Genomic DNA, 12,779 nt, shown 5'->3' on the forward strand with positions numbered 1-12,779 from the left:
ACACCCGGATTGGTATGCCGGAGGTCACCGCACATGCTCCGAGACCCCAAGGGCGGACGGAAGGCTAGAAAGTGCCCAATCAGCGGAGACTGCCTTGGCACAATGGGTGCGGATTTGTCTAGCCGTCACGGGCAGGATGGCCTGTTAAGGACAATTGGCTCGCACCAGGTATGGGGCCTGCCGTGGGGCGGGTAGGACGTTGCGGCAAAATGATCAGGTGACGTTGCTGCTGACCAGGTCCGATCTGGAGTCCGTGCTCGATCCCGCGGCCTGCCTCGCCGAGCTGCGCCGCGGATTCACCGCGGGGAGCCGGGGCGGGGACGCGGCGCGCCGCGTCGTGGCCCGCCCGCCGGGCCCCGGGACCGCGACGGCGCTGCTGCCGGGCGCGGTCGAGGGCATCCCCGCCTACACGGTGAAGGTCAACGCCAAGTTCCCGGGCAGCCGTCCGGCGCTGCGCGGCGTGGTGTGCCTGCACGACCTCGGCACCGGCGAACTGCTCGCGCTGCTGGACTCGGCCACCGTCACCGCGTGGCGCACCGGGCTCGCCGCCGCGCTCGGCACCCACGTCCTCGCCCGTCCGGGCGCCGACGCGGTCGCGGTGGTCGGGGCCGGGGCGCAGGCGGAGTTGGTGATGCGCGGGCTCGCGGCGCTGCGGCCGGTGCGCCGGCTCGCGGTCCATGACCTGGACGCGGGCCGGGCCGAGGCGTTCGCCGCGCGGCACGGCGCCCTGCTCGGGCTGGACGCCTCCGCCGCGGCCTCCTACGGCCCGGGGCCGGACGCCGTCCGCGAGGCCGTGCGGGACGCGGGGATCGTCGTGACGGCGACCTGGGCGCGCAGCCCGATCCTGGACGCGCCGGACGTCGCGCCCGGCGCGCACGTCACCTCCCTCGGCGCGGACGAGCCGGGCAAGGCCGAGCTGGCGCCCGGCCTCCTGCGGGCGGCGCGCGTCGTGGTCGACGACGTCGCGCTCGCGGCGGAGATGGGGGCGCTGGCCGGTGCGGGCCCCGAGGTGGAACGGTCCGCCGCGACGCTCGGGGACGTGCTGGCGGGCCGGGCGCCCGGCAGGGCGGCGGAGGACGGGCGCACCGTCTACGCGCCGGTCGGCCTGCCCTGGCAGGACCTCGCCCTGAGCTGGGCCGCCTTTAATATGGCCCGTTCCAATCAGGTAGGGCTGGCGTTCGATTTCCTCGGTTGAACTGGCCGACTGCGGACAGCGGATTCTTTCGACAAAATCACGCACGGTAATTGTTAATATTCTATTTCGTCTTTATGCTGACTCGACGATTACTGTTGGCTCCGTTCGGTAGGTCCCGCTCATGAGATCGGTTCGTCTAGACGTGTCGAAGGAAGAGCCTCATCGTGAGCCCCGTGCCTCGGGACCCCCGGCTCGGTCACCGCCTCTTTCTTCTCATAGGTTGACAAACGGTGGGTAAGTGCTTCTCGGGCCACATGGGTGGCGGGCCTTGGGAGACAGAACATGATTCGGATACTCCTCGCCGAGGAGGCGCCCCTCCTGCGAGGCGGGCTGGTCGCGTTCTTCGGCGGTGTGAAAGACCTGGACGTCGTGGCCGCGATCGATTCTGGTGATCATTTGCTGCGCATGGCGAATTTACGGAGGCCGGACGTCGCATTGATAGACGTCGCGCTTCCGGGACTGGACGGCTTCTCGGCGTCCCGGAGGCTGCGGGAGGAACTCCCCGACTGCCGCACCGTGCTCATGTCGGGCCGGCACCGCACCGGCGACCTGCGCCGGGCGGTCACCGCCCGGGCGGCGGGGCTGGTCCTGAAGGACACCTCGCCCGGCGCGCTGGTGGACGCGATCCGCCGGGTCGCCGACGGGCAGCGCGTCGTGGACGCCGAGGTGGCCTTCAGCGAGCTCGGCTCGGCGGTGAGCCCGCTGACCGAGCGCGAGAGCGAGGTGCTGGAGCTGGCCTCACGCGGGGCCTCGGCGGCGCAGATCGCCGAGGACCTCGTCCTGACGATCGGGACGGTCCGCAACCACCTCTCCCGCATCAACCGGAAGATCGGCGCGCGGAACCGGGTGCACGCGATCAGGATCGCCGAGGAGGCCGGGTGGCTGTGAGCCGCCCGGCCCCTCGGGGTCTGCCGTGCCCGGCCCCTCCGGGCCCGCCGTGCCGGGCGCCTCGGGCGAGGGCCGGTCCGGGTCCCCCGACTCCCAGCGGCCGATGAGGTCGCGGTAGAGGGGGGAGACGGCGGGCAGGTCCGCGTGCCGGCCGACCCGCGCGTGCGTCCCGTCCAGCACCAGGACGCGGCGCGCGCGCACCGCCGAGCTGACCCGGTGCGCGATGACGACGAGCGTCCCGGGGCGGCGCGCGAACGCCTCCTCCGCGCGCGCCTCGGCGGCGGCGTCCAGCCGGCAGGCGGCCTCGTCCAGCACGATCAGCGGCGCGGGCGCCAGGTAGGCGCGGCACAGCGCGATGAGCTGGCGCTGCCCCTCGGTCAGCGCCGCCGGGTCCACGGTCGCGCCGTAGCCGCCGAGGTCCCGGACGAGCCGCGCCAGCCCGAGCTCGTCCGCCGCGCGCACGACGTCCTCGTCGCGGGCGTCGGGCGCGAGGTAGGTCAGGTTCTCGTGGACGGTGCCGGTGAACACGTACGCCTCCTGCGGGATGAGCACCCGCGCGGCCGGGTCGCCCGCCGGGCGGCCCGCCACCAGCACCTCGCCCTCCAGCGGCGCCAGCAGGCCCGCGACGAGCGCCGCCAGCGTCGACTTGCCGATGCCGCTCGGCCCGACGACCGCGAGGTGGTCGCCGCGCGGGATCGTGAGGTCCAGGCCGCTGATCACCGGCCGCGCCGAGGCGCCGTAGGCGAAGGTGACGCCGCGCAGCTCCACCGCCGGCGCGTCCGCGCGCTCCTCGCGGGGCGCCTCGGCCACGGGGGGCAGGGGCGGCGCGACGGGGGCGCTCGTCTCCAGGATCCGGCCGAGCGTCACCGCGAGCCGCAGGCCGCTGCCGCCCATGCCCTGCACGAGCGTCCGCAGCGCGGGCTGCAGCCCGTGCAGGACGTAGGCGAGCGCGCCGACCACCATGCCGGGGGTCGCGCCGCGCCGCATCAGCCACGGCGCCGCCGCGAGCACGACCAGCAGCGGCAGCCAGCCGCTCACCGCGAGCGCCAGCGCCCGGACCGCCGCGAACCGCGCGACCGCCCGGCCCGCCGCCGCCTGCGCGTCGACCGCCGCCGCGAGCCGCTCGCGCACCTGGTCCTCCGCGCCGCACGCGACGACGTCCCGCAGCCCCTCGGCGAGCGCGGTGGTCCGCTCGGCGATCTCCTCCTCGCCGACGACGAGGGCGCGCTGCCGGATCGCCGCCGCCCCGAACGCGGCGCCGAACAGCACCAGCCCCGCCACCAGCGGCGGCAGCACCAGCAGCGTCACCTCGGGCATCAGCGTCGCCAGCCCGAGCAGCGCGGCGCCCGCCGCGAACACGAACCCGCGCGCGACGACGAGGATGCCGCCGAAGGTGTCCCGGACGATCTCCACCTGGTGCGTGAGCCGCGCGACCGCGCCCGTGTCGGGACGGCCGCGCAGCGACCGGTACAGCGCGCCCCGGGTGACCGCGCGGACCAGGTCGTCGCGGAACGGCTCGACGAGCGCGGCGAGCGCCAGGTAGAGGCGGCGGCTCCCGTAGGCGCCGACGACCGCCGCGACCGCCAGCGCGGCGAGCCAGGCGGCCGCGCGCACCGGGCGGTCGTCGAGGAAGGCGTCGGTGGCCTGCGCCACGGCCCGCCCGAACACGGCGGTGGGCACGGCCTCCAGCAGCGACCAGGCGAGGACGGCGGACGCGGCGCGGGGCCGCCCCCGCACGGCGCCCGCCGCCGTCCGCCACAGCAGCCGCGCGGCCTCGCGCCTGGAGGTCATGACTCGCGCCCGCAGGTCATGGCGCCGCCCCGGCGGGCTCGGCCACCCCGAACACGGCCCGGTAGGCCGGGTCGCGCCACAGCTCGGCGTGCGTCCCGCGGCCGCGGACCCGGCCGCCGTCGAGCCAGACCACGAGGTCGGCGCGGGCGGCGGTGCCCGCGCGGTGCGCGATGATCAGCCGGGTCCGGTCGCCGAAGCGGTCCAGCACGGCGCCGGTGACCTGCACCTCGGTGACGGTGTCGAGGCTGGAGGTCGCGTCGTCCAGCACGAGGACGCGGCCCGCGTGCGCGAACGCGCGGGCGAGGCCCATGCGCTGCAGCTCGCCGCCCGACATCGGCGCGTCCGCGAGCGGCGTCGCGTAGCCCTGGGGGAGGCGGCGGACGAAGTCGTCGGCGCACGCCGTGCGGGCCGACTCCCGCAGCCACGACTCCGGCGGGCGGCACGGTCCGAACGCGATCGCGTCCAGGACCGTCTCGCCGAACAGCGTCGGGCGGGCGAAGGCGTACCCGACGTGGCGGCGCAGCTCGGTGCGGGCCAGGCGGGGGAGCGGCGCCCCGTCGAGCAGCACCTCGCCCCGGTCGGGGTCGGCGAGGCGCCCGGCGAGCGCGGCGAGCAGCGACTTGCCCGCGCCCGAGCGCCCGACGACCGCGACGGCGAGCCCGCCGGGGACGGTGAGGTCCAGGCCGTGGAGCACGCCGCCGGCCGAGACCCCCCGGAACTCCAGGGTGCCCCGTCCCTCCGGGACGGCGGCGTCGCCGTCGGCGGGGGCGGGCTGCTCCAGGATCTCGGCGGCGCGGCGGGCCCCGGCGCGCGCCCGGCCGAGCCGCAGCACATGGGTGAGGACGGGGCCGAAACCGGCCGCCAGCCCCGCGTACTGGACGGTCGCGACGAGCTCGCCGGCGGTGACGCGGCCCGCCATCAGCTCCGCGCCCGCCGCGCCGACGGCGGCGACCTGGAGCAGCAGCAGCGTCAGCAGGCCGCGCGCGGCCACGCCGCCCTGCACCGTCCACATCGTCTCGCCTTCGGCGCGCAGGCCGGGCAGCGGCCGCAGGACCCGTTCGGCCTCCCGCTCGGCGGTGCCGGCGGCGGCGATCGTGCGGGCCCCGGCGAGCGCCTCGGCGAGCCGTCCGGCGATCGTCCCCTGCACGCTCAGGTAGCGGTGGGCGGACGCGGTGATGTCGCGGACGAACACCCGCAGCAGCAGCACGATCGCCGGGAGCGCGACCGCGACGGCGACCGCGAGCCGCCAGTCGATGAAGGCCAGCACGGTGAGGGCGCCGAGCGGCGGCAGCAGCGCGACGGCGGCCTCGGGGGCGGCGGACGGCGCGGTCCCCGCCTCGGCGGCGCCGCCGACGGTGCGTCCGGCGACGTCCCCGGGCGGGACGCGCAGCGCGGGGCCGACGGCGAGGACGTGGCGGACGAGCGCGTGCCGCAGCCAGGCCGTCGCGCGCGCCGCCGAGCATCCGGTGGCGAGTTCCGACAGCACCTCGGCGGTGGCCGACAGCAGGACGAGCGCGACGCACGGCCACAGCGCGGACGCGGCGGACGGGCCGCCCGGCGGGGCGGCGTCGACGGCGCGGGCGAGTGCGAGGGGGAGCAGGACGGCGGCGAGGGCGTCGGCCACCGCGGTGGCCGCGACGAGCCCGGTCCAGCCGCCGCTGTGCCGGGCGGCGCCGACCAGCAGGCGGTCCGCTCCGGCGGTCGTCGGAGAGGTCATGGGTTCGGTGACATCATGGGTCTCCCGCGATGAACGGCCATGGTCCTCCCCAGTGGGCGGACCATGGCCGTCACCGTTGCCGTTACAGGCAGATGGTGTAGCTGTGCGAGCTGTGGCAGAGCAGGCTGAGGCTGCTGTTACCGCCGCCGCCGCCGTTCTCGCTCACCATTCCCTGAAGGTCAAGAAGCGCCATTTGTCTTCACCTCCTTTCGGGCTGGATAGAGGTGGCCGCCGTGGAGGTCTCCACGGGGGGAACAGGGGCCGTCCCGAGGAACGGCAACCGGGCCGGGGCCTCGTGCAGCGCCGCGCCGAGGGCGAGCAGCACCCCGGCCGTGCCGGTCGCGAGGTCCATCGACAGCCGGTACATGTGCTCGCCGGGCATCGCCAGCCCGCCCTCGTAGGGCAGTGCGTGCCAGGCGAGGTCGCGGACGTGGCGCGCGACGCGGGGGTCGTCGCGGTCCTGGCCCGCCAGGTAGAGCAGCATCCCGGCGCGGCCGCTGAACAGGCTCGGCTGCGCGTAGTACCGCGACATCGCCGCCAGCCGGACCGACGCGCGGACCTTCTCGAACTCCGGGTCGTCCGGGCGGTGCGCGAGGTAGTCGTCCACGACCAGGCCGATGCCGACGCTGCCGCGCCCGAGGTAGGGCAGGACGCGGTGGCCCTGGTCGACGTGCAGGGCGCCGTTGCCGTCGGTGACGCACGCGGCGACGTCGCGGCGCAGCGCGGTCCCGGCGAGGTCCAGCAGCGCCTTGTCGCCCGTCCGCTCGTACCAGCGGACGAACATCAGCGCCGTCCCAGCCCCGCCGTACAGCAGTCCGGGGCGCGGGCTCTTCTCCTGGGGTGCGCGGTCCGCGACGATCTCGACGGCGCGGCGCGCCGCGTCCTCCAGTGCGGTGTCGCCCGTCAGGTCCGCGAGGTGGGACAGCACCAGCGCGTACCCGGGGAGCCCGCCGTAGAGATCGTCGCCGAGGCGCTCCCACCGCTCGTTCAGGCAGTGCCCGACCGCGCCGAGCGCCGCGTCGAGGTGGCCGAGGCGGGCGAGGACGTACGCGGCGCCCTGCAACCCGTCGTAGAGGCCGAGGCCGGTACCGCGCGGCGGGTCGGCGGCCCGCTCGGCGAGCCACTCCTCGTGCGCGGGATGGCGGCCGGCGCCGGTCACCTCCAGTGCGTACAGGACGCCCGCCGCGCCGTGGGCGATGCCGAGCGCCGCGCCTGAGAACTGCTCCACGTCGCCGGGGAACAGCCGGTCGTCCCGCTCGGGGGTGGCGCTGGCGAGGATGGCGTCCGACAGGGAGGAGCGGGCTCGCTCCCAGCCGCCGGCATCGGGCTCGAAGGCGGGCGCGGGGACCTCGGGGACGCCGCGCGTGATCTCCGCGACGGCCTCGTCGAGGAACGGGCGCGGCACCGGGAAGTACTCGGCGACCAGGTCGGCGAGCTGCCGCGCCTTGCCCCGGTCGATCACGAACAGCGTCGTCATCGGGACGAACAGCGCGAGCCGCAGGCACGCCAGGCTGTAGAGGTCGACGGCCGTGCCGCGCCGGTCGGGCGGCGCGATGAAGGCGGGGTTGGCGAGCGTCTGCCGGCCGCCGTCGGCGGCGGGCGCGGCGACCTCGAAGTCGATGAGCGCGATCGTGTCGTCCGGGCGGACCATCACGTTGAACATGTGCAGGTCGTTGAAGGCGATGCCGCGCTCGTGGATCGCCCGCACGACCCGCTCGACGCCCTCGTGGACGCGCAGCGCCCATGCCGTGTACGCGGCGACCTTCCCGGGCTCCGGCTCGGGGTCCAGCATCGGGTGGCGTTCGGCGAAGAAGGTGTTGAGCGTCCGCCCCTCGATGAACTCCTGGACGAGGAAATGGTGCTCGCCGAGCGTGAAGGAATCGCGCGCGGCGGGAATTCCCTCGACCCCGTCGAGCAGTTCGAGGATGCGGCGCTCGCGGTCCAGCCGCTCGACCGCGTCGGCGCCGTCGGCGGCGAGGCCCGCGTAGGGGCGCGCCTCCTTCAGAACCACCTTCTCACCCGTGCGGGTGTCGATTCCCTGGTAGACGCCGCCGCCGTTGGAGAAGTGCAGCGCCTTCTCGATCCGGTACGGAAGGTCGGTCGTCGTGGTGGCGCCCCGTGCGGCCAGATGCGGTTCGAGGCAGCGGGGCAGCGTCACCCATTCCGGGACGGAGAAGACGGGGTTGCGGCGGTCGGGGACCAGCACGCCCTCGCCGTTCTCCAGCGCGGCGACGAGTTCGCCGCGCTCGTCCAGGCACCGGCGGTGGGCGAAACCGCCGTAGCGGACGTACAGGGGGCCGTCGCCGATGCGCAGGTCACTGAGGATGTAGGGCCCCGGCAGGCCGGCGAGCCGCTCGCCGAGCGTCTCCAGCACCGCCTCCAGTTCCGCCTCATCGCTCGGGTAGATGGTGACGAGCTTGCCGCTCGCCCCGCGCGGAGCGTATTTCGCGTTGCGCATCCGGAGCGTCCCCGGGCCGTGCAGGTGCTTGAACTCGATGCCGTTCTCGACGCAGTAGTCGAACGAGGCGGCGAGAGCCTTGTCCGCGCTTTCCGCGCAGCCGGTGACATGAACCTTCCAGCCCTGGAGCGGCGCCTTCTGCTCCGGCGGGACGTACACCGTCCATTCATCGCCAGGCATCCTTTCCCAGCCTTCGGGAAGGGGGCGGGATCCGATCTCGAACGCGGTTTCCCGGGTCGTCGGAGGCGCGTCGTAGAAGAACTTGTTCGCGAGGCAGTAAAGCTCATACCTCTTGTCCACGACAACGGTCCTCTCTGCCGGATCCGGCGGGCGCCGGTCACAGGTAAAAGAATGGCAAATGGCCGGGAAGGGGGCTAGTAGCCGATATAACGACTCACCCGTGAAGATGTACCGGCCGCGCGTGGGCGTTCGTCACCCCGCGTCCGCGTCCCGTGACCGTGCGCCCGCCTCGACCTGGCCTTACAGGTCCGGCGTGAGCTGGGCGAGCGCCTGGACCAGCCGCTCCTCCTCGTGGTCCAGGTGCGCTTCGAGGTCGGCGGTCAGGCGTTCAACCTCCCCCGCGAGGGCGGCGGACCCGGATGAGGGCGCCGCGAGGACGGCCCGCAGGTCCTCCAGGAGCCGCTCGATGACCCGGTGCTCGTCGCGGAGCACCTCCAGGGCCTCGCCGAGCCCCGGGTACCGCTCCGCCAGGACCGGGAACAGCATCTGGTCCTCCCCGGCGTGGTGGTTGCCGAGCCCCTCGCACAGCGCCAGGCAGTTCACGCGGAGCTGCGCGCCGATCGTGGCCCCGGACCTGGCGACCTCCGTCCGGATCAGCTCCAGCTCGCGGCGGAACGCGTCGTGGACCCGGACGAGCTGGGCCGCCGGGCCGCCCGCCACCTGCGGCGGGCCCTCGACGGCCGGGTCGAGCGCGACGACGGGCAGCGTCCGGGACGCGGCGGCCTCGTACTCCGCCCACCCGGGATCGGCCTCGACGGCCCGCGCGAACACGGCGTCGCGTTCGGCGCCGTCCAGCACCGCGGCCCGCGCCTCATAGGTGAACAGGCCCGTCTCGACCGTGGCGCGGGGGTCGGCCAGCAGGTTGCGGTACCAGGCCGGGTGCCGCGGCGCCCCGCCCGCCGAGGCGATGACGTGGATGCGCTGGCCGGCGTCGGGGAAGTAGGCGAGCGGGGTGGTGTGCCGCGCGCCGGTCCGCGCGCCGGTGGTGGTCAGCAGGACGAGCCGGCCGCCCTCGAACGGGCCGCCCACCCGTCCGTCCTTCGCGCGGAACTCCTCGATGATCCGCCGGTTGAATTCGTTCGTCACTCTGGTGTCTCTCCTTTTTCGGGCATGCCGAGTTCGCCACGGGACGGTGCTCGACCATGGCGTGTCGAAAAAACGCGGTAACGCGTGAAGAAGGGCGCGCGGAAAACGCGCCGAAGCCCGGCGCGCGCACGGGCGTGCGGCACCGAGAGGAAAGAAGGAAGGGGGCGCGAGGTGCGCGGATACCGGCGGAGGCGGGGCCCTGGCCCCGGCGCTCACGTCCTGGCCGGGTGCCTCACTCGGTAGTGGCCCATGGCCGACCCGGCAGTCACGAAATTGATCCTAAAGGACATCGGATTGCCGTGGCAAGGCGGGCCGCTAAAGGCCCTCGCGGTGCGCGAACGCGGCCGCCTGGGTGCGGCTCGTGACCTCCAGCTTGGCGAGGATGTTCGATACGTGCACGCTCGCGGTCTTCGGGGAGATGAACAGCGCCGCCGCGATCTCCCGGTTGTTGCGCCCCTCCGCGACCAGCTTGAGCACCTCGCGCTCCCGGACGGTCAGCGCCGCGAACGGCCCGGCCGCACCGTTGGCCCGCCCCGGCCCCGGACCCGGGCGCCCCGGGTCGAGCCGCGCGCGGGCGCCGAGTTCGCGCAGCCGCGCCAGCAGCGGGGCCGCGCCGAGCCGCTCGGCGATCGCGACGGCCGACCGCCACGGCTCGGCGGCCTCCGCCCGCTCGCCGCGCTCGACGAGCGCCTCGACCAGCCGGTACCGCGACCGCGCGACCTCGTAGGTGAAGCCGTCGCCGCCGTAGGTGAACAGCTCGGCGGACCTGCGCCAGGGCTCGGGGTCGTGGCCGCCGTCCAGGCGGCTGCGCTCGGCCTCGGCGCGGGCGAGCCAGGCGTGCCCCTCCAGGCCGAGCCACGCGCGGGGGTGGTCGCCCCAGGTGGTGGCCGCGACGTGGCGGGCGCGGGCGAGCAGGTCGTCGCCGACGCGCGCCGCGTCCTCGACGGTGGCCGGGTCGCCCGCGGCGCGGGCCCGCGCGGCGCGGTCGGCCTGCGCCCACAGGCCGGTCGCGGCGATCCGGATGATGCCGGTCTCGAACGGATACATGACGCCCAGCACCGCCGTCACGTGCTCGATCGCGGCATCGACGCCGCCGCGCCACAACTCGTGCTCGGCGGCGAGCCCGCGCGCGACGTAGGCGATGAAGTAGTCCTCGTGCCACAGCGGCGCGATCCACCGCAGCCGCTCCTCCACCCGGGGCTCGCCCCGCGCGACCTCCAGGAACAGCGCGTAGGCCGAGACCCGCGCCTCGGGCGGGCGGACGACCCGCACCGCGAACCCCTCGGCGAGCCGGGCCGCCTCGTCCCAGTCCCCGGCCGTGTAGTGGATGAGGTACTGGAGGCTGCGGAGCACCGTCCCGAACGAGCTCCACTCCAGGCCGTTGTCGAGGGCGAGCTTGACGCCCTCGTCGGCGGCGAGCGTCGCGCCCGCGAGGTCGCCGCGGTCGAACTTCGTGCGGGCGTGCTGGAACGCCGCCCGCAGCGCCGCCGGCTGGTTGCCCTCGGCGGCGGCGAGGTCGCGGGCGCTGGCGAACACCTCGGCGACCGCCTCGTCGGCCTCCCGCGACTCGCGGTAGAGGCCCAGCGTGACCAGCAGGCTCGCCTCCGCGTCGCGCGCCCCGGCCGCGCGCGCCTCCACGACGGCCTCCTCGGCGAGCCGCGGCATCTCCGCGTCGGGGTCGTTGTAGAGCAGCATCCGGGCGTAGGTGGCGAGCGCGGCGGCGCGCACCGGGCCGGGGGTGCCGGGTTCGAGCAGCGCGACGGCGGCGCGGCCGACCACGACGGCCTCGTCGTCCTCGTCGATGTCGAGGAGGTAGGAGGCGAGCTGCTCGCGGAGCCGCACGCCGAGCGCGATGTCGGCGGGGTCGGCGAGGTCCAGCAGCCGCCGCAGGCGCGACACGGCCCGGCGCAGCTCGCCCGCCCGCCCCGACATCCGGACGGTCGCGAGCGACAGCTCCATCCGGTCGGTCCCGGCGACGGCCTCCGGCTCGGGGACGGTGTCCCACAGCTCCAGCGCCCGGTCGAAGTGCTCGAACGCCTCGGCGGGCGCGCCGAGGCGTTCGGCCTCGCGGCCCGCCCGGACGGACGCGGCGAACGCGGCGGGCAGGTCGTGCGCGGCGAGGCTGTGCGCCGCCAGCTCGGCCGCCGACCCGCGCCGGGCGGCCGCCTCGCCCGACAGCAGCTCGGCGAACCCGGCGTGCAGCCGGGTCCGCTCGCCGGGCAGCAGGTCGGCGTAGACGGCCTCGCGCAGCAGCGCGTGCCGGAAGCTGTAGCCGGTGCCCGCCGGGACGAGCAGCTGGTGCGAGACGACCTCCCGCAGCGCCTCCCCGGCGGACGCCTCGTCCAGCCCCGACACCCGGCGGACCAGCTCGTCGTCGACCCGCCGCCCGGCGACGGCCGCGACCCGCACGACGCGCTGCGCGTCCTCCGAGAGCCGCTCCACCCGCGACAGCAGCAGGTCGGCGAGCCCGGCGGGCAGTTCCTCGCCGGTGCTCTCGGCCGAGTACAGCTCGGCGGCGTAGAAGGCGTTGCCCTCCGAGCGCTGGTGCACCCGCTCGACGACCTCGGCGGTCACCGGCGCGGTGCCGCCCGCGAGCGCGGCGAGGTAGTCGGCGGTCTCCCCGGGCCCGAACGGCGCGACCTCGACCCCGGTCACGTTCGGCAGCCGCAGCAGCTCCGCGACGACCGGGCGCAGCGGGTGCCGCCGGTGCAGGTCGTCGGAGCGGTAGGTGCCGACCAGGCAGACCCGCTCGCGCTGCAGGACGCGGCTCAGGAACGTCAGCAGGTGCCGGGTCGAGCGGTCGGCCCAGTGCAGGTCCTCCAGCACCAGCAGGACGGGCCGCTCCCGGCCCAGCTCGCCGAGCAGCCCGAGGACCGCGCCGAACAGCTGCTGCTGGCCGACCTCGGACGCGGCGCCCGGCGCCCCCTCGCCGTCGGGCAGCAGCAGCCCGAGCACGGGGCGCGCCTCCAGCGCGGCGCGGACGGCGGCGGCCTCCGGGGCGGCGGCGCGCGCGGAGGTCCACAGCGCGTCCGCGAGCGGGAGGTAGGGCATGCTCTCGCCCAGCTCGGCGCACTGGCCGACCAGGACCGCGCAGCCGCGGTCGCGGGCGGCGCGGGTGAGCGCGGTGACGAGGTGGGTCTTGCCGACCCCGGCGTCCCCGCTGACCAGCGCGACCCCGGCGCTGCCCGCGGCGGCCCGGTCGAGCACGGCGGTCAGCTCGGCGAGCTGCGCCGCCCTCCCGATCAGCACCCGGCGCCCCCGGACGTCGCGTATTCGGCCATGCCGCACAGTATCCCACCGGCTGGAACACCCGAATACACCACACGGCCCCCGGCCACGCACGGCCCCCGGCCACGCACGGCCCCCGGCCACGCACGGCCCCCGGCCACGTGCGGTGCCTGGCC

At 75.6% G+C, this 12,779-nt stretch carries 7 protein-coding genes and 1 pseudogene; 2 read left to right on the plus strand and 6 right to left on the minus strand.

Annotated features, from left to right (window positions below; genetic code table 11):
* Positions 1-217: 217 nt before the first annotated feature.
* Both GNZ18_RS07445 and GNZ18_RS07450 read left to right on the plus strand, forming a co-directional pair.
* Positions 218-1,195, plus strand: a complete 978-nt coding sequence (locus tag GNZ18_RS07445; RefSeq protein WP_312874356.1) for an ornithine cyclodeaminase family protein — start codon at positions 218-220, stop codon at positions 1,193-1,195.
* A gap of 282 nt (positions 1,196-1,477) precedes the next feature.
* Positions 1,478-2,002, plus strand: a pseudogene (locus tag GNZ18_RS07450) (response regulator transcription factor); the annotation flags it as partial.
* On the opposite strand, the gene GNZ18_RS07455 reads toward GNZ18_RS07450, so the two are convergent.
* The 6 genes from GNZ18_RS07455 to GNZ18_RS43030 all read right to left on the minus strand — a co-directional run bounded on the left by GNZ18_RS07455 (position 1,934) and on the right by GNZ18_RS43030 (position 12,624).
* Positions 1,934-3,874 carry an ATP-binding cassette domain-containing protein gene (locus GNZ18_RS07455; protein ID WP_156215436.1) on the minus strand — a complete coding sequence of 647 codons (1,941 nt, stop codon included), beginning with the start codon at positions 3,872-3,874 and terminating at the stop codon, positions 1,934-1,936. The pseudogene GNZ18_RS07450 and the gene GNZ18_RS07455 sit on opposite strands and share 69 nt — an antisense overlap.
* A 16-nt stretch (positions 3,875-3,890) precedes the next feature.
* The gene (locus tag GNZ18_RS07460; RefSeq protein ID WP_156215437.1) at positions 3,891-5,591 is read right to left on the minus strand and encodes an ABC transporter ATP-binding protein; all 1,701 of its coding nucleotides are present in this window, start codon (positions 5,589-5,591) and stop codon (positions 3,891-3,893) included.
* An 82-nt stretch (positions 5,592-5,673) separates the two neighbouring features.
* Positions 5,674-5,784, minus strand: coding sequence for a SapB/AmfS family lanthipeptide (locus GNZ18_RS07465; RefSeq protein WP_156215438.1), 111 nt, complete (start codon positions 5,782-5,784; stop codon positions 5,674-5,676).
* Positions 5,785-5,790: 6 nt separating this feature from the next.
* Positions 5,791-8,349: a class III lanthionine synthetase LanKC gene (lanKC, locus tag GNZ18_RS07470; RefSeq protein ID WP_214619000.1), complete on the minus strand. Its 2,559-nt coding sequence runs from the start codon at positions 8,347-8,349 to the stop codon at positions 5,791-5,793.
* Positions 8,350-8,529: 180 nt separating this feature from the next.
* Positions 8,530-9,375 carry a nitroreductase/quinone reductase family protein gene (locus GNZ18_RS43570; protein ID WP_312874357.1) on the minus strand — a complete coding sequence of 282 codons (846 nt, stop codon included), beginning with the start codon at positions 9,373-9,375 and terminating at the stop codon, positions 8,530-8,532.
* Positions 9,376-9,690: 315 nt separating this feature from the next.
* Positions 9,691-12,624, minus strand: a complete 2,934-nt coding sequence (locus GNZ18_RS43030; protein ID WP_312874358.1) for a helix-turn-helix transcriptional regulator — start codon at positions 12,622-12,624, stop codon at positions 9,691-9,693.
* Positions 12,625-12,779 lie beyond the last annotated feature (155 nt).

Origin of the sequence: Actinomadura litoris (assembly GCF_009733595.1) — a bacterium.
Taxonomy (GTDB): Bacteria; Actinomycetota; Actinomycetes; order Streptosporangiales; family Streptosporangiaceae; genus Spirillospora; species Spirillospora litoris.